This is a genomic window from Brenneria goodwinii, from assembly GCF_002291445.1.
Classification (GTDB): Bacteria; Pseudomonadota; Gammaproteobacteria; order Enterobacterales; family Enterobacteriaceae; genus Brenneria; species Brenneria goodwinii.
The window spans coordinates 5,153,265-5,177,456 of the sequence record NZ_CP014137.1; the positions used below are offsets into that span (position 1 = coordinate 5,153,265).

Genomic DNA, 24,192 nt, shown 5'->3' on the forward strand with positions numbered 1-24,192 from the left:
AATAAAAATACGCTTACTGATGCGTGACCACCACCAGACGGATCGCATCCAGACGCCAGTTTGCCTGATGAAGATTGGTTAATACCTGCTCGCGCTGACTTTCCAACGCGCTCAGCTCATCTTCACGAATATTCGGGTTCACGGCCTTGAGCGCTTCCAGGCGTTCCAGCTCACGGCGCAGCTGCCGATCGGCCTGCTCCTGGGCGTCGGTAATGAGCTGACGAGCCTGAGCCTCCACCAGCGGTTCAGCCTGTTGCAGCATGGCGTGGACGTCCGCCTGTACGGCATTCACCAGCTTACTCGACGTATGGCGGTTCACCGCGCTGAGCTGACGGTTGAAGCTTTCAAACTCCACCTGTCCGGCCAGATCGCTTCCTTTGCGATCCATCAGCACGCGGATTGGCGTCGGCGGCAGGAAACGCGTCAATTGCAGGTGTTTCGGCGCCTGCGCCTCCACCACATAGATCAGTTCCGCCAGCAGCGTACCGACCGGCAATGCCTTGTTTTTCAACAACGATACGGCGCAACTGCCGGTATCGCCGGACAGAATCAGATCGAGTCCGTTGCGGATCAGCGGATGTTCCCAACTGATAAACTGGGCGTCTTCGCGGGATAGCGCCTGTTCGCGATCGAAGGTAATGGTGCAGCCGTCCTGCGGTAAGCCGGGAAAATCGGGCACCAGCATATGATCGGAGGGCGTCAGGATAATCAGGTTGTCGCTGCGATCTTCCTGATTGATGCCCACGATATCGAACAGATTAAGCGCAAAGGTGACCAGATTAACGTCGTTGTCCTGTTCGGCAATGGCTTGAGCCAGCAGTTGCGCCTGTTCGCCGCCATTCGAATGCATTTCCAACAGACGGTCCCGGCCTTGCTCAAGCTGCTGTTTCAACTGCTCATGCTGCTGTCTGCAGGCGCGGATAAATTCATCCAGCCCTTGCTGCTCGCCTGGCGTGGTTAGCCGTTCGATCAATTGGTCATAATGGGCATCATAGATGGCGCGGCCGGTCGGGCAGGTGTGCTCAAAGGCGTCCAGCCCCTCGTGATACCAGCGCGCCAGCAGCGCCTGAGCGGTATTCTCTAAATAAGGGATCATGATCTGGATTTGCTGTGTCTGGCCGATACGATCCAAACGGCCGATGCGCTGTTCCAGCAGATCGGGGTTGAACGGCAGATCAAACATGATCAACTGGCTGGCGAACTGGAAGTTGCGGCCTTCGGAGCCGATCTCCGAACAAATCAGAACCTGCGCGCCCTCTTCTTCAGAGGCGAAATAGGCGGCGGCGCGATCGCGCTCCAGAATCGACAACCCTTCGTGGAATACGGCGGCGCGGATGGCTTCACGGGTGCGCAGCACCTGCTCCAACTGCAGCGCGGTCGCGGCCTTGGCGCAAATCACCAGCACTTTTTCGTTACGGTTGGCGGTCAAATAGTTCAGCAGCCACTCAACGCGAGGATCAAAATTCCACCAGGTGGCGTCATCGCCTTCCAACTGTTGATAAATCTGTTCCGGATACAGCATGTCGCGCGCGCGGGCTTCCGGCGCTTTGTTCGCGCCCATAATGCCGGAAACCTTGATTGCCGTCTGATACTGGGCGGGCAAGGGCAGGCGGATTTGGTGCAGCACCCGCTGCGGGAAACCTTTCACGCCCTGGCGGGTATTACGGAACAGCACGCGGCTGGTGCCGTGCCGATCCATCAACATGGTGATCAGTTCCTGACGCGCTTTCTGGTTATCTTCACTGTCGCTGTTAATCGCTTTCAACAGCGGCTCGATATCCTGTTCATCCAGCAATTCGCCCAGCGCATTGAGTTCGGCGGTGGTGGCTTTTTCTCCGGAAAGCAAGGAGGTCACCGCATCGGCGACCGGGCGGTACTGGCGCTGTTCATCAACGAATTCACGATAGTCGTGGAAGCGATTCGGGTCGAGCAGGCGCAGACGGGCAAAGTGGCTCTGCTGCCCCAACTGTTCCGGCGTGGCGGTAAGCAGCAATACGGCCGGGATATGCCGGGCCAGTGTCTCAACCGCCTGATATTCCGCGCTGGGCGCTTCTTCGCTCCAGGACAGATGATGGGCTTCATCCACCACCAGCAGATCCCAATCGGCATTGACCAGTTGCTCGAAACGCTGCGCATTGCGCTGGACAAAACCCAGTGAACAGATAACCAATTGCTCTGTTTCAAAGGGATTGCTGCTATCCAGTTTCGCTTCGGTATAGCGTTCATCATCAAACAGAGAAAACAGCAGGTTGAAGCGGCGCAGCATTTCCACCAGCCACTGATGCTGCAGGGTTTCCGGTACAATGATCAATACGCGCTGGGCGCGGCCGGCCAGCAGTTGCTGGTGAATAATCATCCCGGCTTCAATGGTTTTCCCCAGACCGACTTCATCGGCCAGCAATACGCGCGGTGCGTGGCGTTGCCCGACTTCGTAGGCAATATGCAACTGATGAGGGATCAGGCTGGCGCGCATGCCACGCAGTCCGCCCCATTGCTGAAGCGCTTGTTCGTGCTGATTCTTGCGCGCGCGGTAGCGCAGGGCGAAGCGGTCCATGCGGTCAATCTGACCGGCAAACAGGCGATCCTGCGGTTTGTTGAACGTCAGTTTGCTATCCAGCAGAATTTCACGCAGTTCAGACGGCGCGTCGTCGTCCAGACGCCGACCGATATAGACCAGCAGGCCATTCTCATTGCGCACGTCCTCTACCTTGAGCTGCCACCCTTCATGACTGGTGACGGTATCGCCGGGGTTAAACATAACGCGGGTGATGGGGGCATCGCTGCGGGAATAGAGTCGGTTTTCACCGCTGGCCGGGAAAAGCAGAGTGACCATGCGGGTATCGACGGAAACCACCGTCCCCAATCCAAGTTCGCTTTCCGTATCGCTGATCCAGCGCTGACCAAGTGTAAAAGGCATAAATTCTTTGCTCGATTTTTGTCTGTGTCGGGATAGTGTCAGGTGATGCTTTTGGAATACGGGCAACGCACGTTAACGCGGTGTTGCTCTATTCCTCTTTGTCATTCCTGTGTTTGCGCCGTCATTCTGGCTTTAGCTAGCCGTACATGGGAACGACAATAGTGATAAAAAATGTCATCAGTTTGATGTGTATTGGCATTTACCTAATAAGCGCGGGTGTTGATGATGCCAATCCAGAAAGGGCGCTATGGTAATGGATGGCAGCGCGTTCGTCACCTGATCAAACGCCTTGAGCTGACGCAGATTATTAAAATAATCCCATCTGGCCGGTAACCAACGTAGCAAAATCATCGTGCAAAAAGGGGAGTATGGCATCGGCCACCGGCTGTAGCTGGCGCTCCACATAATGTTGATAGTCCAGCGGCGAATGCCGGGTTTCCAGCGGCTCCGGCCCGTTGGTGGTGATCACGTAGCTAATCCAGCCGCCATTTTGATATTGCAGCGGCCGCCCTTGTCGGCGGTTATAGTCATCGGCGATTTTGGCGGCCCTGGCGTGAGGCGGTACGTTGCGCTGGTAGTCGTCAAGGCGGCGGCGCAGCCGTTTGCGGTAGATTAACAGCTCATCAAATTCGCCGTTCAGGGTTTTACTGACATAGTCCCGCAGCCATTCCTGATAAGGCTGCTGTTGAAAAATAAGCAGATAAAGCTGCTGTTGGAACTGTTGCGCCAGCGGGGTCCAGTCCGTTCGCACGGTTTCCAGCCCTTTAAACACCATTTTCTCGCCTTGCGGCGTCGCAATCATTCCGGCATAACGCTTTTTACTCCCTTGCTCCGCTCCACGAATGGTCGGCATCAGAAAACGGCGAAAGTGTGTTTCGAACTCCAGCTCCAGCGCGCTGGTCAACCCGAGAGTTTGTCGTAAATGTTTTTGCCACCACTGATTCACCTGCTGTACCAGCATATTGCCGATACGAGCGGCCTCTTCTTCCGTATGCGCGCGTTTCAGCCACACGAAGGTGGAGTCGGTATCGCCATAGATCACCTGGTAGCCTTGCGTTTCGATCAATTCTCGCGTTTTCAGCATGATTTCGTGGCCGCGCAGAGTGATGGAAGAGGCCAGCCGCGGATCGAAAAATCGGCAACCACTGGATCCCAGCACGCCGTAAAAGGCGTTCATGATGATTTTCAGCGCTTGTGACAGCGGCTTGTTGTTGATGCGTTTGGCGGCTTCACGCCCCTGCCAGATATGTTCGACAATAGCCGGCAGGCAGTGATGCTCGCGGGAAAACCAGGCGCCGCGGAACCCTTCGACGGCGTGCTGTTCGTCGGGGTGCGACATGCCGACGGCCAGGCCGACCGGATCGATCAAAAAGGTGCGGATGATCGACGGATACAGGCTTTTGTAATCCAGCACCAGAACGGAATCGTATAAGCCGGGGCGCGAATCCATCACGAACCCCCCCGGGCTGGCCTGCGGCGCGACCTCTCCCAAATTCGGCGCCACATAGCCGATGCGGTGCATACGCGGCAGGTAAAGGTGGGTAAACGCCGCCACCGAACCGCCGCTGCGGTCGGCCGCCAGGCCGGTGACGCTCGCTCGCTCCAGTAAAAACGACATCAGCGCGGTTTTGGCGAAAATGCGCGTCACCAGTTCGCAATCCTGCAGGTTATAACGGGCGAGCGCGGGTTTATCCTCGGCAAAGCGGCGGTCGATTTCATCCATTCGCTGGTAGGGGGTATCAATGGCCTTGCCTTCGCCCAGTAACGATTGCGCGACAAACTCCAGACTGAAGGAGGCGAAATTCCAGGTGGCCGATTTTAGCGCTTCGATTCCATCGATAATGAGGCGGCCTTCCGCGCCGGCAAAAAAATGCCCGGCCCTGAAACCGTGTTCGCGCCATTCCATCTCTGTGCCGTTACGCCCCAGCCGTAAAGGGATCCGGTAGCGCTCGGCATGTTTTTGTAATACGCGCAGATCGAACTGCACCAGATTCCAACCGATGATGGCGTCAGGATCGTGCAATTGCAGCCATTGGTTCAGCTTTTCCAGCAACAGTGGACGACTGGCGACATATTCCAGCGTGAAGTTGTCGGTAGCGGCGGGATCACCGTTCTCGGGCCCAAGCATGTACACCTGACGCTGACCGCAGCCTTCCAGACCGATGCAGTAGAGTTCGCCGTGGCGATTGGTTTCGATATCCAGCGAAACCAATCTGAGGTTGGGGCGGTAATCCGGATTGGGCTTCATGCGGACCTGGGTCAGCAGGTTTGATGAAGCAGGCTCGCCGCTCAACCAAACGGACGCGGTGATGAAACGTTCCATAAGGAAACGGTCGGGCGGGCGGATATCCGCCTCGTAAACCTGAATGCCGCCTTCGCGCAGCATCTTTTCCAGTTTCAAAAGCTGGCGGTATTGAGGGCAATACAGCCCCAGCAAGGGCTGGTGATGGAAGTCCTGTAAGGGCAGCGGGCGTAATTGCCAGTGTTTTTCGCTACTGAGTAGCTCGGTGGCTCGGGATTGCTGCACAGCGGGAATAAACGCGACAGCCTGTTGCACCGGCAGACGAGCCTGCAGCGGACCATTATCGGTCGCCAGCCAGAATTCTACCTGCGTGCCCGCAGGAGTATCTTGCCAGTGGCGGGTAAGGATAAAACCCTGACGCGTCTGGGTCACTAAGACTGCCTTTATTGATATACGATAGTGAAGGAAAGTATGGTTATTTATACAGTTCTTGTCCAGCCGTTTGCGCATCCCTGTCGGCGGTCAAACAGGCGGCGAAGATTATTCAAGCATAACAGCCGCCTTATTCAGGCTGGATCCGAGGCGACCACCCGATTGCGACCCGCCTGTTTGGCTTTATATAACGCTTCATCCGCCATTTTAAAGGCGTGTTCGATGGTGATGTCATTGGCGCCTGGAGACCATAGCGAAACGCCCAGCGAGATAGTGATATTACCGACTGACGGGATCGTGGCTTTCTGTGTCTCGTTGCGTAAACGTTCCGCGATGCAGACCGCTATTTTTATCTCGGTGTCAGGCAATAAAACCAGGAACTCCTCCCCGCCGCTGCGGCATAATATATCGGACTCGCGGGAGCCGGAACGAATAAGCTGAGCCATATATTTAATCACGCTATCGCCAATATCATGACCATAGGTGTCGTTAACGCGTTTGAAATGGTCGATGTCCAGCGCGATGATGGCGAAGTTTTTCTGCCTGATCAGCCAGTAGCGCAGGATGCTTTCCAGTCCGCGGCGATTGAGCAGGCCGGTCATCGGATCGGTTTGCGCTTCGGAACGCAGTTTACCGATTTTTTTCTGTAGCAGATCGATGCCAATCAACATGGCCTGCTTGAGCTGGGTGGCTTCAAAATACCAGGAATGGATTTTCCTGATGTCATCGGAAACATTGAGCGAGTCCATTTTATTGGCGCTTCGGGCCAGCAGCCACAGCGGCTGGGCAATGAAACGGGCCAGCAGCCAAACGCAGAATATCGTCAGAATCGCTATCGGCAGAGAATGACGTAACACATTCATCATCAGGCTATCCAGGGGTTTTAATGTTTCCCTGGTTGATCGCACCACCACCACTTCCCAACGATTTGCGGGAATCACGGCGTATCCGACCAGCACCTTTTCGCCCCGGCTATTGGTTATCTTCCGACTGCCGTTGCTGTATGTGCGGCTGTCAATGGTCGGACTATGGCGGAGAACTTCGCCGATGCGGGCGAAATCTTTATGGTACAGAATTCTTCTATAGTGGTCGGTAACATAGATGTAAGAACCGTCCCGATAATAGTGCTGGTCAAGCAGTGCGTTGAGAATACTGGGTTTTTCCAGGTGAATGGAGCCGCTGACAAATCCTTTGTAGCGTCCGTCCCGGGTAAATATCGGCGCTGAGATAAGTACGATCAGGTTATTGGCCACGGAAACATAGGGTGAGCTGATCTGCGGACTCTTTGTCTGTAAGGCTTGCCTGACGCCAGCCGTTGTGACCTTTTTCCCTAGCCACCGAGAGATATTCGGGAAGCTCGACTTGAGTACGCCATGTTCATCCACAATCGATACCGTATTAAAACTGCTGCTTTGTAGTCCAATGCGTCTGGCTTCCTCGTTCAGTCTATTGCCGTCGTACATGCGGTCCGCAATCTCGCCAGCGCTGTAAGCCAACTGCTGCAACGATGCGTTGAAGAAAACATCGGTGGTGGCCGCCAGCTTCGCGGCATAAACGCGATTGGCTTCCAGGGTATTATCGATCAGGAGCTGGCGTTGAACCTGGTAACTGGCATAAAGGCTGTTGCATAGCATGATTAACGCGCTTGTGACGGCCAGAAGCAATATCAGTCGGTGTAATCCGATGTGCTTGAATAGTTTTAATGACATTATTTCGTTTTAGCAGGTTGGCGCAGTGGTGAGAAATGGCCGCTATCATAGGTGTAGATGTATATTCTGTAAAATAATTATCCTGATAATTATCATTGGTGTGATTATATCGTTGAATATTACATAACATAGTGATGGATAACGTAATGTGTTGAGTTCAGTGTTTATAGCGCGATTAAAAGCGCGTAATCGGGGAATCTGAAGCCAGCCAGAACCTATTATAGACAACTCGCGGAGGAATTATAAATTTTTCTACAACTTCTTAATTATACAGACATCTTGATCGACGGTTTTAGCATAAAAGTTGGCAAATGACATATTTAAAGAAATTATCACTATAAAAGCGGGCTGTAAGGCAGTTTGGATAGCATATAAATAATATCTTGCGTTCATCACGCGGAGATATTGCCAACTTGCGGTGGATGACTGATTTACTTATAGAATTTTGCCATTCACGCCAACGCACTTTTTAAAAGCAACGACGAAACAAATTGGTGCATTCCGTTTCTCCTCCTCTCTTCTCTCTCTTTCTATTTGGTGCAATAAATCGATTTTCCTTTTGTTTATTAGCTTGTTAATGATGATTCAATTGTTCTGGCACATTTATTGCTGAATTTAATTCGGCCAACAGAATATATCCCTGTGGCACTTTTTGGATTCTCACAGTCAGGCATACGGCTTTATTCCATTACTGGGATTTGAATCTCTCATTATTTCAAGAGGCGATCATGAATAACAAAATTGTCAGGATAACTATAGCAGCTGCATTTGTTTCCTCTGTCATCTGCGCCGGCAACGCAATGGCGGCTGAAGTGAAGATCGGGGTGGTTCTGCCTTTAAGCGGCGCGCTTAGCGGTTATGGGCAGCCTTCTCAAAAAGGTGTTGAGCTGGTGAATAGCATGGAGCCGACGCTGAAAAATGGCGATACGATTAAACTGATCATCATTGATGATAAGAGCGATAAGGTCGAAGCGGCTAACGCCATGCAGCGTCTGGTCTCCAGCGATAAGGTCGATGCGGTGATCGGGGAGGTAACCTCCACCAATACGATGGCGATGACCAAAATGGCGGAAGACACCAAAACGCCGCTGGTCTCTCCGACCGCCACCAACGACCGCGTGACCCGCAACCGTCAATATGTCAGCCGCGTGTGCTTTTCCGATAGTTTCCAGGGCGTGGTGGGCGCCAACCTCGCATCGCGTGACTTAGGCGCGAAAACCGCCGCCATCATGTTCGACAGCAGCAATGATTACTCTGTTGGCCTGGCAAAATCCTTCCGCACTCAGTTCCTCAAAAACGGCGGCACTATTCCGATCGAAGTTCAGGCGCCCGGCGGCAGCAAGGATTTCAAAGCCCAGCTTTCCACCATCAAAGCTAAAAATGTCGACATGATCTATATGCCGATCTATTACACCGAAGGCGCGTTGATTGCGGTGCAGGCCAAACAGCTGGGGCTGAAAGTGCCGGTGGTCGGCGGCGATGGTCTGGCGGCCGATCCGGTATTCTTCAAGCTGGGTCAGGATGCGGTGGAAGGTTATATGACTACCGATTACTACTCGCCGAATGCCAAGGAACAGACGCCTGAAGGTGAGAAATTCATCAAGGCCTGGGAAGCGAAATATAAGGAACCGACGCATACCTGGGGGGCAATGACGGGCGATGCTTACAAGATGATCGTCAACGCGATGAATCAGTGCAGCGATCCTAAAGACCGTGTTTGCGTGAATGAAAAAATCCGCGCCACCAATAATTTTGAAGGCATTACCGGCACCCTGACGCTGAAAGATGGTGATGCAATCCGCAACGCCGTCATCAATGAGGTCAAAGATGGACAATTGGCCTTTAAAACGGTGGTTAAACCTTAATTTATCCCCTTCACCTTTCAAGTGCAGTGATCTCGGCTCCCTTACATTACCCGGCTCCCTGGTGGAGCCGCTGTAAGCTGCGTTCGGGTCTGCTTCAGGCAGGTTTGTCCTCGCCGCCGCTGAGTCGGTTGCGGTGGATGGAGCGGTTAACGCCGTGCTGCACCTTGAAAAAACGCCGGGCGAGTTTTTGAACGACGCGGAGCGTTGGGCCGGGGGCGGGCAGGAGAGCCCGCATAAATCTGGATCAAGGTAAATAAGGATTGAATTTATGGATGCTGCCATTTTCTTTCAGCAAGTGGTTAACGGCATGAGCCTGGGCAGTATGTATGCGCTGATTGCTATTGGTTACACCATGGTGTACGGCGTATTACGACTGATCAACTTCGCTCACGCCGACATTATGATGGTCGGGGCGTTTCTGGCGCTTTTCGGCTCAACCACCTTTGAACTGCCTTTCGGGGCCGCGATTTTATTCGCTATTCTCTTCTCCGCATTGCTGGGCGTTTGTATCGACCAGATCGCCTATCGTCCTCTGCGTCAGGCCTCTAAGATTTCCATGCTGATTACCGCGATTGGCGTGAGTTTCTTTTTAGAGAATCTGTTCAACGTACTGTTTGGCGGTAGCCCGCGTTTCTTTGCCGCTCCCGAATTCTTTAATCGAACCGTTTCGTTCGGCAGCATCATTATCACCAATGTGGCCTGGCTGGTGCCGTTAGTCACGCTGGTGTTGCTGGGATGCATTCTTTTTATCCTGTACCGGACGCGGCAAGGGATGGCGATTCGCGCGGTAGCCTTTGATGTCAATACCGTTCGCCTGATGGGGGTGGACGCCAACCATATTATTGCTTTTGTCTTTGCTCTGGGCAGCGCGCTGGCGGCGCTCGGCGGTATTTTTTACGCCACCAGTTATCCGACGATCGACCCATTAATGGGCGTGCTGATTGGCTTGAAGGCGTTCGCCGCCGCCGTATTAGGCGGTATCGGCAGCGTAACGGGGGCGGTGATCGGCGGCTTTATTCTGGGCTTCACCGAAGTGGTCGCCGTGGCGGTATTTCCTGAGTTGGGCGGATATAAGGACGCCTTTGCGTTTATGTTTTTGATCCTGGTTCTGTTATTCAGACCGGTAGGCATTATGGGTGATGAAAGACTGGAAAGGAGCCGTTTTTGATGAGAATGCCAACCAACTCATTTTCGCTGCTAATAGGCTATATCGGGTTATTTGTCATCATGCTTCTGATGCTGTTCGCATTGCAGAATGTCTTTGACGATTATGTTATCCGTATTGTCTGCAATATTTTTATTTTTATGATCCTGGCGGTGAGCTACAACCTGATTAATGGCGTAACCGGCCAGCTCTCGCTCGAACCCAATGGTTTCGTCGCCGTCGGCGCTTATATTACCGCTCTGCTGTTGTTAAGCGCGGATACCAAATTGGATATGTTCGAGATGGCTTCTCCCAGCCCGCTGATATTGGCCGTACATACCACCTTTTTACCGGCGTTGATTATCAGCGGCATTTGCGCGTCGATACTGGCGGTATGTCTGGCATTCCCGGTTTTCCGGGTGCGGGGCGATTATCTGGCGATTGTCACATTGGGCTTCGGTTTTATTATTAAAATCCTGGCGATTAATAATCCGCAGTTCACCAACGGCGCGATTGGTCTGAATGAAATTCCGCAGGCCAACCATATGCTGTACTGGTGCGGATTTATCGCCCTGATTGCCGTGTTGCTTATTTTGCAAATCGTGTATTCGAAATTCGGACGGGCAATGAAAGCCGTTCGCGATGACGAAGATGCGGCGATAGCGATGGGGATTAATACTTTCAAAATTAAAACCTGCGCGTTTGCCACCAGCGCTTTTTTAGAAGGCGTCGGCGGCGGATTATTGGCATCGCTGTTGACGATTATCTCCCCCGATCTGTTTGATTTCATGCTGACGTTCCAGCTGTTGATCATCATTGTGCTCGGCGGGCTTGGCAGTACCAGCGGCGCTATTCTGGGAACCATTATGGTGGTGGGAAGCGGCGAATGGCTGCGTTTCCTCGATCAGCCGTTGAGTTTCTTTGGTGAGGATTTAGGGTCTTATCCCGGTTTACGCATGGTCGTATTCTCACTGGTGTTGCTCATTATCATGTTGTTTGCCCGCGAAGGATTATTGGGTAAGCAGGAGATTTGGGAAGTTAATAGGAAGCGCCATCATGGAAAATAAATCTATTCTCAGCGTTGATAATATCATCATGCAATTTGGCGGATTGCGGGCTATTGATGGTGTCAGCTTTACGCTTAATCAGGCTGAAATATTTGGTCTGATTGGTCCGAATGGCGCGGGAAAAACCACGCTGTTTAATGTTATTACCTCAAACTATAAACCGACCTCGGGAACGGTGATGTTGGGTAATGAGAAAATTACCGGGTTAAGACCGAACCATGTGGTTAATCGCGGCATTGCCCGTACTTTCCAGAACATTCGTTTGTTTAATTCGATGACGGTGCTGGAAAACGTATTAATCGGTTTTGATCGCTCGATTCATTATTCGTTTATTGAGGCGGCGCTGCATATGGGGCGGTTTTTCTCGGCGGAAAAACGGGCGAAAGCGAAAGCGATGGAGATCCTTGAATATATCGGTATCGCTGAACACGCCCAGTCGCTGGCGACCAACCTGAGCTATGGCAACCAGCGTAAAGTGGAGATCGCCAGGGCATTGGCGACTTCGCCGGCCTTGCTGTTGTTGGATGAACCCGCAGCCGGTATGAACCCCAGAGAAACCAATGAATTAGCGCAGCTGATTTTTAAAATGCGTGAGGACTACAAATTAACGGTTTTACTGATTGAACATGATATGTCTTTCGTTAATACCCTGTGCGAGCGGGTATTGGTGCTGGATTATGGTAAACCGTTATTCAGTGGCACCACCTATGAGGCGATTAATAATAAAGAGGTGATTGCCGCGTATCTTGGAGATGTCGATTATGCTTAAGGCCGATGATCTATGCGTATTTTATGGATTGATTCAGGGGTTAAAGGGGATCGACATCGAGGTAAATAATAGCGAAATCGTGACCTTGATTGGCAGTAACGGCGCGGGGAAAACCTCAACGCTGAACGGTATTATTAACCTGGTGAAATCGACCGGGCAGGTCAATTTCCTGAATGAAGATATCTCCAACAGCCTGACGCACCAGATCGTCAGGAAAGGGCTGGCGCTGGTGCCGGAAGGACGCAAAGTTTTCACCAATTTAACCATTGAAGAGAACTTGCGCATGGGCGCGTACAACAATCCGGTTAATTTCAACTATCTGAAAGACAAAATGTACACGCTGTTTCCGCGCCTAAAGGAACGCCGTAACCAACTGGCGGGCACGATGAGCGGCGGCGAGCAGCAGATGCTGGCGATCGCCCGGGCATTGATGAGCGAACCGGTATTGCTGATGCTGGATGAACCCAGCCTGGGGCTGGCGCCGAAGATAGTTGGCGAAATGTTCAATATTATTAAGCAATTGCAGAAGGACAATATTACCATCCTCCTGGTTGAACAGAACGCGACCGCGGCCTTGAAGATTGCCGATCGCGCCTATGTGCTGGAGAACGGGAAAATTGTTCTGAAAGGCGCGGCAAAGGATATTCTGGCCAACCCCGAAGTGAAGAAGATGTATTTGGGGGGATAAATTTTCCTAACCCGTCGTCCCCGTGGCAGTAGACGGGGATCTGTTTTTGTGCGCAGCAATGACGAAGTCTATGTATATGAAAATGACCTATTGACGGTTTCCGCCAAGTTCCAGACAATCCCCTCTTTCATCAAGAGTGAGCGGGAATTTATGGAAGCATGGCTGGATCATCTGGTGACGCAATCAGTAACCTATGCGCTGATCGCGGTCATGCTGGTTGCCTTTCTGGAGTCTCTTGCGGTCGTGGGGCTGCTGTTGCCGGGCACGTTGATGATGGCGACGCTGGGGGCATTGATTGGCAGCGGCAAGCTGGGGCTGTATCCGGCGTGGGGCGTGGGGATTATCGGCTGCCTGCTGGGCGACTGGATCTCCTACTTTATCGGCTGGCGTTTTAAAGGGCCGCTACATCGATGGTCGTTCCTGAAAAAGCATCAGACGATGCTGCGCAAGACGGAACATGCGTTGCATCGGCATCATATCGCGACTGTGCTGATTGGCCGCTTCGTGGGGCCGACGCGGCCGCTGATCCCGATGGTCGCCGGCATGCTGGAACTGCCGCCTTACAAATTCGCGTTCCCAAACATTATTGGCAGCCTGACCTGGCCGCCGGTGTATTTCTTTCCGGGTATTCTGGCCGGCGTCGCTATTGATATTCCCGCCGCAACCAATAGCGCCGGGTTTAAGTGGCTGTTATTGGCAACGGCCTTACTGGTGTGGAGTGCGGTATGGCTGTGCTGGCGCTGGTGGCGGGGAGATAAGCGTAAAAACCGCGACTGGTTCAGCCAGTGGCTGCCGATGAACCGTTTACGCTGGGTTGCGCCGCTGTCGCTGGCGGTCGCGGGGGTAAGCCTGGCGTTACTGATACAACACCCGTTAATGCCGGTTTATCGCCACCTGTTGTGGCAGGTGTTGAATGGGTAAACTCCAGCGAACGATGCGCACAGCTAAAAGATGCGACAGAGCCGGGAGAGATCTGTCGCAGCCTTTCCCATGCGGCTTCGGCGCGGCGGATTAAGCGGCCGCAGAGTGTGAGAAACCGCAACCAGTGCCGCGCGCATCGGCGTCAGATTGAATCCGCCAGCGCCTCAACCCGTGCAATCGCCTGATAAAGCGCCGCCGCCGTCGTCACTCCGGGCATATTTTCCATATCCGGGGCATGCAGCGACGCCTGCACGATACTTTCCAACTCCGCTGAGTTCAGTTCCGCAATTTCGCGCAGACGCAGCGGAAGCGCGCAGGCATGCGCCAGTTTGATCGCTTCCAGCAACGCATCATCGCTGCGGTTTTCCAGCGCCAACAGGCAAAGATTACCGAAACCAACCAGCAATCCGTGGCCGAATGCGCGGGTTTTGTCGCAAACGGTAAAACCTTCGTAAATTGCGTGGGAGGCGGCCGCATGGGCACCGCTGCTCATCAGCGAGGTCAGACCGGCGAACATGAAAATGGCGTCGAGCACCTGGTCCAGCTCGGCGGTGGGTTTCCCGGCGCGGACGGCGTCGCAGGCTGATGGGCCGTAAAATCCTATCAGGTCGTAACAAATCCGGCTATTGGCGTGAGAAGAGCGCGCCACACCGCTCTGTTGGCTATGATGACCGCTGATGGCGCGGAATTCGTACCATTTCGCCAGCGTATCGCCGAGGCCGGCGGCCAGCCAGCGCAACGGCGCGGCGGCGATGATTTCGCTATCGATGATGACCGCCGCCGGAGCCTGCGGCAGCGGAAATAAATCACGGAAGCGGCCGTCGTCGTGATAACGAATGGTCAGCGGCGTAACGGCGGCGCAGGTCGCCGCAATGGTCGGAATGGTCACGACTGGCACGTTGGCTTTTACACCAACGGCTTTACCGGTATCCAGGGATTTACCGCCGCCGACGCTAATCACCACGTCCGCCTTCCGCTCTTTGACCGCCTGCGCCAGACGGTTGATATTCTTTTCGCTGCTTTCGCCGCCAAACCATAGGCTGCCCGCCAGTTCTACCGTGGAACCTGGCAACTGGCGACGAATTTTATCACTTACCGCGGCCAGCGACTGGCGCCCGCCAATCACCAGCGCACGTTTGCCCAGCAACGCGCAAATATCGCCAAGCTGAGAAATAACGCCGGGACCGCGCAGGATTTGCGCCGGAAAAATGATGTTCTGTGCCTGCATGACCGCCTCTCCGTAATTTTTGTGTTTATCTGGTTCTGGTTAAAAATCTTCTGGGGATGTTTATAGTGATGACTTATTGATACCTATGGTTGAAGGCGCGGCCTGTGCGGTTCCGATCGCACCCGACACATTTCATGCGGCTTCTTCCGCCAGAAGCTTTTTCAGGCTGTCCATAAACTGCCGGTTGTCCTGTTCGCTGCCGATGGTCACGCGGATCCAGTTTTCATAGCCGGTTTCCCTCCACGGTTTGATAATAACGCCATAAGCGAGCAATCGCCGTGCCAGTTCACTACTTGGCCGACCGCAATCGAAGAACAGAAAATTAGCGTAAGACGGCGCCACGTCGAAACCCAGCGCCGCGAGTTCCGCCGCCATCATCCCGCGTTGCGCGGTCGTCAGCGCAATGCTATCGATAACGTGCCGTTTATCCTGCAAGGCCGCCACCGCCGCCGTTTGCGCACAACGGTTGATGTTGAACGGCGTGCGAACGCGATTCAGCAGATTAACCAGCTCCGGATGGCTGGCTAAGCCATAGCCGACGCGCAGCCCCGCCAGACCGTACGCTTTCGAAAAGGTGCGCAGCACAATCCACGGGCGCGCTTGTTCCGCCAGAATGCGCAGGCTGTCGGGGTAATCAGGATCGCTTTCACAATATTCGAAATACGCTTCGTCGATCGCCAGCAGGCAATCCTGCGGCGCGGCATCGATAATTCGGGCGAATCCTTGTTTGTCGAGCATACAGCCGACCGGATTAGACGGATTACTAAAAATCACCATTTTGGCCGGCGTCGAAAGCGCCGCTTCCCAGGCTTCGACGTCAAAACGCCGGTGCGCATTAACGCCAACCAGGGTGACTTCCGCGCCCATCATGCGTGGGAAAATTTCGTGCAGACCAAAGGATGGCATCAACGTGACCACGCGATCGCCGGGGTTGAGAAAGGCCAGCGCCAGCATATGCAGAATGTCTTCCGAACCGTTGCCAACCACAATATTTTCCGCGTCCACGCCGGTATGTTCCGCCAGCGCCCGGCGCAGCGCCGCACTCGACGCATCGGAATAAACCGCGCTGAAACGGGCATCCGCCTGAAGTGCGGCCACCACCTGCGGGCTGGCGCCCAACGGGTTTTCGTTGCTGGCGAGTTTCGCCACATGCGCGACGCCATATTTTTGCTGCACGCTATCGGCGGAAAGCCCGGCGTTATAAACGCCCAGTGAACGCGAAGCCGCTCTTGCCAGGTTTCTCAGCCCTTGTTTTCCCATATCAATATCTGCTGTATCGAATATTGCCGCATCTGAAGCCATCTCTTACTCCATGCTGTTACACGTCGCCATTTATGGTCGTTTTACGTCGCTTTTGCATCATCTCAGCTTGTCGGGGCGACAACATACGCCACGGCCAGCGCCGTTGCCCGTGTTCATTGCCCGGTTTACTCGCCTGCGGAATGAGCCGCTTATCACAACTGATTGCGCAGCAGCGGCAAGTTAAGCCCGTTACGAACCGCGCATTCTTTCGCCTGCTCATAACCTGCATCCGCATGCCGCATCACGCCGGTCGCCGGATCATTCCACAAAATACGTTCAAGGCGGGCATCCGCTTCCGGGGTTCCGTCGCACACAATGACCATCCCGGCATGTTGCGAGAAGCCCATGCCGACGCCGCCGCCGTGGTGCAGACTCACCCACGTCGCGCCGCCTGCGGTGTTTAACAGCGCATTGAGCAGCGGCCAGTCGGAAACGGCATCGGAACCGTCTTTCATCGCTTCGGTTTCGCGGTTTGGCGAGGCAACGGAACCGGTGTCCAGATGGTCGCGGCCGATCACGATGGGCGCTTTCAGTTCGCCGTTGCGCACCATTTCATTGAAGGCCAGCCCGGCGATATGACGTTCGCCCAGACCGAGCCAGCAGATACGCGCCGGTAAGCCCTGGAAGGCAATACGTTCACGCGCCATGTCCAGCCAGTTGATCAGGTTGGCGTTATCCGGGAACAGCGCTTTCAGTTTGGCGTCGGTTTTATAAATATCTTCCGGGTCGCCGGAAAGCGCCACCCAGCGGAACGGCCCTTTTCCTTCACAGAAAAGAGGGCGAATATACGCCGGGACAAAGCCAGGAAAATCAAAGGCGTTATCAATGCCTTCGTCTTTTGCAACCTGACGAATATTGTTGCCGTAATCGACGGTCGGAATGCCCATCGCATGGAAATCGAGCATCGCCTGAACGTGTTTCGCCATAGACGCGCGAGCGGCTTTTACCACGGATTGCGGGTCGGACTGACGCGCTTGCCGCCATTTTTCCAGGCTCCAGCCAGCCGGCAGATAACCGTTCAGCGGATCATGCGCGGAAGTCTGGTCGGTGACGATATTAGGGCGCAGGCCGCCTTCTTTGGCTCGCGCAACCAGTTGCGGCATCAGTTCCGCGGCATTGCCCAGCAGGCCGACGGAAATGGCTTTCTTCTCGGCGCAGGCTTTTTCGATCATTAACATCGCCTCATCGATGTCGTGCGCTTTGTAATCGAGGTAACGGGTGCGCAGGCGGAAATCAATGCGCGATTCCTGACATTCAATCGCCAACACGCAGGCGCCGGCCAGTACGCCCGCCAGTGGTTGCGCGCCGCCCATGCCGCCCAGACCTGCGGTTAAGATCCACTTGCCGCGCAGGTTGCCTTCATAGTGTTGACGTCCGGCTTCCGCGAAGGTCTCGTAAGTGCCCTGCACAATGCCCTGCGCGCCGATGTAAACCCATGAACCGGCGGTCATCTGGCCGTACATCATCAGGCCGGCTTTATCCAGCTCGTGAAAATGCTCCCAGTTTGCCCAGTGAGGCACGATGTTGGAGTTGGCGATCAGCACGCGCGGCGCATCGGTATGGGTGCGGAACACGCCAACCGGTTTGCCGGATTGAACAAGCAGCGTTTCGTCTTCTTGCAGTTCGCGCAGGCTTGTGAGGATGGCTTCAAATGCGGGCCAGTTACGCGCCGCTTTACCAATCCCGCCGTAAACCACCAGATCTTGCGGACGCTCCGCGACATCCGGATCAAGGTTGTTTTGGATCATGCGGTAAGCCGCTTCAATCAGCCAGTTCCGGCAGCTTAGTTCCGTGCCGCGCGGTGCGCGAACAACGCGGGCGGCGGCGGTTTTTTGTGGCGCGTTCATTGTTGTTTCCTTATCTGAAATTTATAAATGTCAGGAAGTTATTCATAGAAAGTTATCAGGCGAAGCTCGGCAGCAGCGCTTCAATCGCCATCGGCCAGCGTTCACGGCAAGCCCACCGGCGCATGACTTCGATGTCCGGCGCCATCAGGCGATCCTTTTCCAGGAACGCGACGTTTTCACGGATGGCTTTCATTTCATTTTCCAGCGTCGTCGAGCTTTGCAAAGGGCGATGGAAATCAATGCCCTGCGCAGCGGCCATCGCTTCAATGCCGACCACCACACTGGTGTTGAAACACATGTCGCCCAGACGACGTGCGGCATAAGTCGCCATCGAAACATGATCTTCCTGATTCGCCGATGTCGGCAGGCTGTCGACGCTGCCCGGATGCGCCAGTGATTTGTTTTCAGAGGCCAGCGCCGCCGCGGTGACCTGGGCAATCATAAAGCCGGAGTTCACTCCGCCGTCGTTGATCAGGAACGGCGGCAAACCGGAGAGGCCGGTGTCGAGCAACAGCGCCATACGACGTTCTGAAATCGCCCCGATTTCAGACACGGCCAGCGCGATAATATCAGCGGCGAACGCCACCGGTTCCGCATGGAAGTTACCACCGGAAATCACATCGCCGTTTTCGGCAAACACCAGCGGGTTATCGGAAGCCGCATTGGCTTCGATACGTAAAATGCGCGCGGCGTGGTGCAGATTGTCGAGGCATGCGCCCATCACCTGCGGCACACAACGAATGGAATACGGATCCTGCACGCGGCCGCAATCGGCGTGGGACATGACGATGCCACTACCCGCCAGGACATCGGTTAACGCGGCGGCGACGGCAATCTGTCCCGACTGACCGCGCGCTTCATGAATGCGGGAATCCAACGGTTTAATCGAACCTCTGATTGCTTCCAGGGACAACGCTCCCGCCACCAGGCCGGCGGAAAATATTCGCTCTGTCTCAAATAGCCCGGACAGCGCCAGGGAAGTTGAAACCTGCGTACCGTTCAGCAGCGCCAGCCCTTCTTTCGGACCCAGTTCAAATGGCGCCAGCCCCACGGTTGCCAGCCCTGCTATCGCCGACATTTTTTCGCCTTTGACCGTAACCTGACCTTCGCCGATCAGCATCAGGGAAAGATGCGCCAGCGGGGCTAAATCGCCGGAAGCGCCGACAGACCCTTTTTCAGGAATACAGGGATAAACCCCGGCGTTGAACAATGTAATCAGCGCATCGATCACCTCGATACGAATACCAGAATGTCCGCGCGACAGGCTGAGAACTTTGGTCGCCATAACCAGGCGAACCACGTTATCCGCCAGATCTTTGCCGATACCGACACTGTGCGACAATGCCAGATTACGTTGCAGTTCGGTCAGACGTTCGGCCGGAATGCGCGTTTGCGCCAGCTTGCCGAAACCGGTATTGATGCCATACACCACTTTGCCCGACTCCACGATGCGGGCGACCGTTTTCTGTGACGCCAGTATGCCGGCGCGCGCCTCATCAACCAGTTCAAGACGGACATTGCCCTGATAAATTTTGCGCAGCGTCGACAGGTCGACGTGACCTGGTCGCAAGCGGCAAAGGGGTAATTCGGCGGATGAAGAAGTCATAATCTATTCCTGTATAGACAAGTTAAGCTGTAAGTAAACCCGGCCAAGAACTCAACCCCGGGCATTTATGCATAATCTGACGCTAGGACCGCACAATCTTATGCTTTGAGAGCAAAATCAATGCGCCAGCGTTTGCATCGTCTCGGTACGAATTTCTTCGGTAATCTGCGCTTTCAGGGCCATAAATTCCGGCGATGTCTTCACGGTATAATCACGCGGATGCGGGAAATCAACGGCGATTTCGGTTTTAATCCGTCCCGGCCGCGCACTGAAAATCGCCACTTTGTTGGCCATGAAAATCGCCTCGTCAATGTCGTGCGTCACGAACAGCACGGTCTTGCGGGACGACTCCCAAATCGACAGCAGCAGCTCCTGCATCATCACTCGGGTCTGGTTGTCGAGCGCGCCGAAAGGCTCATCCATCAACAGAATTTTCGGGTCATTCGTCAGCGCGCGGGCTATCGCGGTACGTTGCTGCATGCCGCCGGAAAGCTGGCGCGGAAAATGCCGCTCAAAACCACGCAGTCCGACCTTGTTGATAAAGTAATCACTACGCTCTTTTTGCGCAGCTTTCCCGACGCCGCGCTCCCGCAAACCGAAGCGAATGTTCTGTTCGACGGTCAGCCAGGGGAATAAGGTATAGCTCTGAAATACCATGCCGCGGTCCGCGCCCGGACCGTCGACCAGCTCGCCATCAAGCCAGATTTCGCCGCGCGTTGGTTGATCCAATCCGGCAGCGATGCGCAATAGCGTGGATTTACCGCAGCCCGAAGGTCCGAGAATAGTGATGAAGTCATTCTCATTGACCTGATAATTCACCGGCAGCAACGCCTGGGTTTGCTCGCCTTTCGGACCGCTGAAAATACGTTCCACCTGACGAATGCTCAGTTTGGGATACTTCATCACAGCGAACTCCATACAAACAAACGGCGGTTGGCCGCTTTAAACAACAGATCGGATAGCAAACCGATGCAACCAATCACGATAATGCCGAAGATCATTTGTCCGGTATTGAGCAACGCCTGACTGTTGACGATCATATGACCGATACCGCTTGATGAACCAATCAGTTCCGCCACGATGACGTAAGTCCATGCCCAGCCCAGCACCAACCGTAACAGTTCGGCGATTTCCGGCGCGGCGCCGGGAATAATCACCCTGCGCACCACACTCTGGTTGGTCGCGCCCAGCGTATAAGCCGCTTCAACCAGATCACGTCTCGCGGCGCCGACAGTCACCGCTACCATCAGGGTTATCTGGAAGAATGAACCAATAAAAATCACCAGAATTTTCTGCATCTCGCCAATACCCGCCCACAAGATCAGCAACGGAACGAACGCCGAAGCAGGCAGATAACGACAGAACGAAATAAACGGCTCGAAGAAGGCTTCAATGAGTTTGTATGAACCCATCAGGATACCGAGCGGTATCGCGATAGCGCTGGCCAGAATAAAGCCCCCCAGCACACGCATCACCGTCATGATGATATCGGTTGCAAAATCGAAATCGGTAAACAGTAAAATGCCTTCCTGCAACATGCTGGCCGGGCTGGCGAGGAACGTTGGCGAAACAAGGCCGGTATAGGTGATCAGCGCCCACAATGCGAAAAACAGGACAAAGAAACAGAACCCGAGGAACCAGCGACGCCCCAAAGCGACTGGCTTTAAAGGCACCATCATCGGGTTATGCCAGACTTTTTTGCTTGCCGGCAACGGCGCCGGCTCGCGTAAGACTGGCTGCATGCTAACGGAATGTTCCGTCGCCTGACGGACAGGGCTATTCATGTCTTGAACCTCATGACTATTTAACGTATTGCGCGTCATATAATGTGCTGATGTCCGGCGTTTTACGCAGAATTTTCATCTCAGTCAGCAGGCGTGCGGCTTCGTTGCTGAAGGTTACGATTTCGCCGTTGAAGAATTTCTGGTTGTCATCGCGATCCTGCCAGTGCAAATAACTGGATTTTTCCGCAAACTGCTTACCGGTTTCTTTGATTGAGGCGCCCATGATTTCATAGGATTTCTCAGGCTCTTTCCTGATCATATCCAAAGCCTCGAAATAGCTGTTAACCAGCGCCTGCGCGGCGGTTGGGTTTTTATCCAGCCAGGCGGGCGTACAGCCAAGGGTATCCGTCACTGCCGGATATTCGATCGTCGTCGCCAGAATTTTGCCTTTGTCCGGGCTGTTGCGAATATTTGACAGGTAAGGTTCGTATGATATCGCCGCATCGTTCTGCCCGGCAATGAAAGCGCGTGCGGCCGCGTCAGGGCCTAATGTCGCCAGCTTGACGTCTTTCATCGTCATGCCGTTTTTATCGAGGATCCACGCGAGCAGGAAGTAGGAAGAGGTTCCCGGCGCATCAACGCCGATGGTTTTGCCTTTCAGGTCGGTAATGTTGTTGATGCCGTTGCGAACGGCGATACCGTCGGCACCGCGAGATTTATCCAATTGCACAATTTGTTTGACCGGAACGCCGCTGGCGTTCCAGGTTAAATAGGTTTCGACGGTGGTTGCCGCGCATTGCAATGAACCTGCGGCAATCGCCAGATGACGGGACTGTTGCGGCACCATTTTCAGGGTGACGTCGAGGCCGTTCTTTTTGAAAATGCCTGCTTTATCCGCCAGCGTCAGCGGTGCAAAGCCGATCCACCCTGAAATACCGATAGCAACCGGCGTATCAGTCGCTTGCGCCGTGCCGATGGTCATACTGCTCAGCATCGCGGTCAACCCTAACAAAGACAACGAACGTCTCAGTACCGCTCTGGGATTCATGTTGCTCATTTGCCACTCCTGCCAAAGTATCAGTCTTGGTGGGTGCCTGTTGCTGTGAAAGCAGCCGGCAAATTACGCCACTGTATATTCTTGTCTATACAAGTATGGTCGGCAAGGTTAAAGCAAACTTTATGCCAGTTTATTAATTGTCCGTTTTAATTCAGGTTTCTCGTCCCATGTGGGGGCTTTAGCTGGTCTGATGGATCAATTCGGTGCGTCGCCTGCTCAGTTTTGGCGCATTGTCGCGGCGGGCTCAGTCCCTGATCGAAGCCCACAGCAGAGGGCCATTGTTTTGCCGTGCGGTAATAAGTAGGTTTTCGCGCTTTTCAGTCTCAGATTCGGACCAGTAAAACCCTCTTTCCGCACCAAACGGCACGCCATTCGGTAAGCGCTAATTTATACACGTATACGGCAAGCGCAGGAAATCAGCTGCCGCGTCTGCACCGTCATACGCCATGTTTGCCCGTACCTGATACGTTTATTCAAGCGTCACGGCGGTAAGCCTTTCTGGCCAGCAAAGAGAAATATAAACGCGATTTTATGGCTATAATGGTAAAACTTTCATTCGATTTGTCTATACATATACATGTACCTAATTACACGGTAAACTTGCAATAACCCCTTTTTATCAGTTTAGTTTTCCGTTACGCACTTTCCGTTCGCTTTTTACTGGCGGACCCGCGGGCGTTCAGGGAGTTTTTTGAAATACCTGTGAATATTCATAGAGCGAGGTAAGAGACATGGCGGAGCCCACATCACTTTCGCAAAATGGCGCGGCGCATCAGGGCGTGTCCCGGCAGACATTATCCGAACTGTCTGCCGCGATGAGCGACGCCCCCGCGCCAATTTATCAGCGTGTGAAGCAGGCGATCGTTGGCCAGATCCGCGCAGGTGTCTGGAAACCGCATCAGCGCGTGCCTTCGGAAAGCGAACTGGTAAACGAACTGGGCGTCAGCCGGATGACCATCAACCGCGCGCTGCGCGAACTGACCAACGAAGGTTTTCTGATCCGTATGCAGGGCGTCGGCACGTTTGTTGCCGAAGCCAAGGCTTACTCGCCGATGCTGGAAGTACATAACATCGCCGATGAAATTGCCCAGCGCGGCCATCATCACGATAGCCAGATTCTGGTTTGCGAAGCGCGTTGCGCAGATACCAATCAGGCATTGCAATTGGGGATCGCTATCGGCGACACGCTGTTCTATTCGCAGATTGTGCATTACGAAAACAACGTACCGGTACAGATCGAAGATCGTTTCGTGAATCCTGAAACCGCACCGGACTACCTGCGACAGGTAATGAACAAACAGACGCCCTATGCCTATCTGATGGAGATCGCCCCCCTGACCGCGGGTGAACATCGCGTAGAGGCGATCAGCGCCAGTGATAAGCAGCGCGAGTTGTTGCAACTGAACGAGCATGAGCCTTGCCTCCTGATCCATCGCCGCACCTGGAGCGGCAGCCGAGTGGTGACCTCCGCGCGGCTGATTTATCCTGGCTCCCGGTATCAGTTGTTTGGGCGCTTCACCAGCCATGGCTGATGTTTTTCTCCTTCCTGCATACCCTACTGAAAAGGCCGTATCCTGTGGTTTACATTTTGCCGGACGTCTCGTGATAAGAAAAAACTATCGCTGGCCGCCTTGCTGGTTTGTCGGTTATGCGTTAGCTTGACTTTAATTGTAT

17 protein-coding genes are annotated in these 24,192 nt (G+C 54.1%); 7 read left to right on the forward strand and 10 right to left on the reverse strand.

Translation table 11 applies throughout. The features are described from left to right. Nucleotides 1–13 precede the first annotated feature (13 nt). The 3 genes from rapA to ACN28R_RS22905 all read right to left on the reverse strand — a co-directional run bounded on the left by rapA (nt 14) and on the right by ACN28R_RS22905 (nt 7,300). On the reverse strand, nt 14–2,917 hold the full coding sequence (rapA, locus tag ACN28R_RS22895) for an RNA polymerase-associated protein RapA (RefSeq protein WP_095835573.1): 2,904 nt from the start codon (nt 2,915–2,917) through the stop codon (nt 14–16). 307 nt (nt 2,918–3,224) lie between these two features. Beyond that, entirely contained in the window at nt 3,225–5,591 is a 2,367-nt protein-coding gene (locus ACN28R_RS22900) for a DNA polymerase II (RefSeq protein ID WP_095835574.1), read from the reverse strand. Nucleotides 5,592–5,725: 134 nt separating this feature from the next. Next, entirely contained in the window at nt 5,726–7,300 is a 1,575-nt protein-coding gene (locus ACN28R_RS22905) for a sensor domain-containing diguanylate cyclase (RefSeq protein ID WP_082153022.1), read from the reverse strand. Nucleotides 7,301–8,100: 800 nt separating this feature from the next. On the opposite strand from ACN28R_RS22905, the gene ACN28R_RS22910 reads away from it, so the two are divergent. The 6 genes from ACN28R_RS22910 to ACN28R_RS22935 all read left to right on the forward strand — a co-directional run bounded on the left by ACN28R_RS22910 (nt 8,101) and on the right by ACN28R_RS22935 (nt 13,754). Continuing rightward, nucleotides 8,101–9,165, forward strand: a complete 1,065-nt coding sequence (locus tag ACN28R_RS22910) for an ABC transporter substrate-binding protein (protein WP_372490528.1) — start codon at nt 8,101–8,103, stop codon at nt 9,163–9,165. A 268-nt stretch (nt 9,166–9,433) separates the two neighbouring features. Continuing rightward, nucleotides 9,434–10,333: a branched-chain amino acid ABC transporter permease gene (locus ACN28R_RS22915; RefSeq protein ID WP_048637455.1), complete on the forward strand. Its 900-nt coding sequence runs from the start codon at nt 9,434–9,436 to the stop codon at nt 10,331–10,333. Between the two features lie 59 nt (nt 10,334–10,392). Further along, nucleotides 10,393–11,376 carry a branched-chain amino acid ABC transporter permease gene (locus ACN28R_RS22920; RefSeq protein ID WP_236840259.1) on the forward strand — a complete coding sequence of 328 codons (984 nt, stop codon included), beginning with the start codon at nt 10,393–10,395 and terminating at the stop codon, nt 11,374–11,376. Further along, entirely contained in the window at nt 11,363–12,145 is a 783-nt protein-coding gene (locus tag ACN28R_RS22925; protein ID WP_231604333.1) for an ABC transporter ATP-binding protein, read from the forward strand. Before ACN28R_RS22920 ends, ACN28R_RS22925 begins: the two co-directional genes overlap by 14 nt. Beyond that, the gene (locus ACN28R_RS22930; protein ID WP_048637458.1) at nt 12,138–12,833 is read left to right on the forward strand and encodes an ABC transporter ATP-binding protein; all 696 of its coding nucleotides are present in this window, start codon (nt 12,138–12,140) and stop codon (nt 12,831–12,833) included. The genes ACN28R_RS22925 and ACN28R_RS22930 overlap by 8 nt, the downstream gene beginning before the upstream one ends. 150 nt (nt 12,834–12,983) lie before the next feature. Next, nucleotides 12,984–13,754, forward strand: a complete 771-nt coding sequence (locus ACN28R_RS22935) for a DedA family protein (RefSeq protein ID WP_048639796.1) — start codon at nt 12,984–12,986, stop codon at nt 13,752–13,754. Between the two features lie 142 nt (nt 13,755–13,896). On the opposite strand, the gene ACN28R_RS22940 is transcribed toward ACN28R_RS22935, so the two are convergent. The 7 genes from ACN28R_RS22940 to ACN28R_RS22970 form a co-directional block, all read right to left on the reverse strand. Continuing rightward, complete coding sequence (locus ACN28R_RS22940) at nt 13,897–14,982, reverse strand: iron-containing alcohol dehydrogenase family protein (protein ID WP_095835577.1); 1,086 nt, start codon at nt 14,980–14,982, stop codon at nt 13,897–13,899. A gap of 132 nt (nt 14,983–15,114) precedes the next feature. After that, nucleotides 15,115–16,284, reverse strand: a complete 1,170-nt coding sequence (hisC, locus tag ACN28R_RS22945; RefSeq protein WP_095835578.1) for a histidinol-phosphate transaminase — start codon at nt 16,282–16,284, stop codon at nt 15,115–15,117. A gap of 152 nt (nt 16,285–16,436) precedes the next feature. After that, nucleotides 16,437–18,131, reverse strand: coding sequence for a urocanate hydratase (gene hutU / locus ACN28R_RS22950; RefSeq protein ID WP_095835579.1), 1,695 nt, complete (start codon nt 18,129–18,131; stop codon nt 16,437–16,439). A gap of 55 nt (nt 18,132–18,186) precedes the next feature. Next, on the reverse strand, nt 18,187–19,737 hold the full coding sequence (gene hutH / locus ACN28R_RS22955; protein WP_095835580.1) for a histidine ammonia-lyase: 1,551 nt from the start codon (nt 19,735–19,737) through the stop codon (nt 18,187–18,189). A 117-nt stretch (nt 19,738–19,854) separates the two neighbouring features. Next, nucleotides 19,855–20,640 (reverse strand): ABC transporter ATP-binding protein, encoded by a 786-nt coding sequence (locus ACN28R_RS22960; protein WP_095835581.1) that lies wholly within the window; start codon nt 20,638–20,640, stop codon nt 19,855–19,857. Then, nucleotides 20,640–21,521 carry an ABC transporter permease gene (locus ACN28R_RS22965; RefSeq protein WP_095835582.1) on the reverse strand — a complete coding sequence of 294 codons (882 nt, stop codon included), beginning with the start codon at nt 21,519–21,521 and terminating at the stop codon, nt 20,640–20,642. The genes ACN28R_RS22960 and ACN28R_RS22965 overlap by 1 nt, the downstream gene beginning before the upstream one ends. 16 nt (nt 21,522–21,537) lie before the next feature. Next, entirely contained in the window at nt 21,538–22,518 is a 981-nt protein-coding gene (locus ACN28R_RS22970; RefSeq protein WP_095835583.1) for an ABC transporter substrate-binding protein, read from the reverse strand. Between the two features lie 731 nt (nt 22,519–23,249). Between ACN28R_RS22970 and hutC the strand changes: the two genes are divergently transcribed. After that, nucleotides 23,250–24,050 (forward strand): histidine utilization repressor, encoded by an 801-nt coding sequence (gene hutC / locus ACN28R_RS22975; protein WP_095835584.1) that lies wholly within the window; start codon nt 23,250–23,252, stop codon nt 24,048–24,050. Nucleotides 24,051–24,192: the final 142 nt, after the last annotated feature.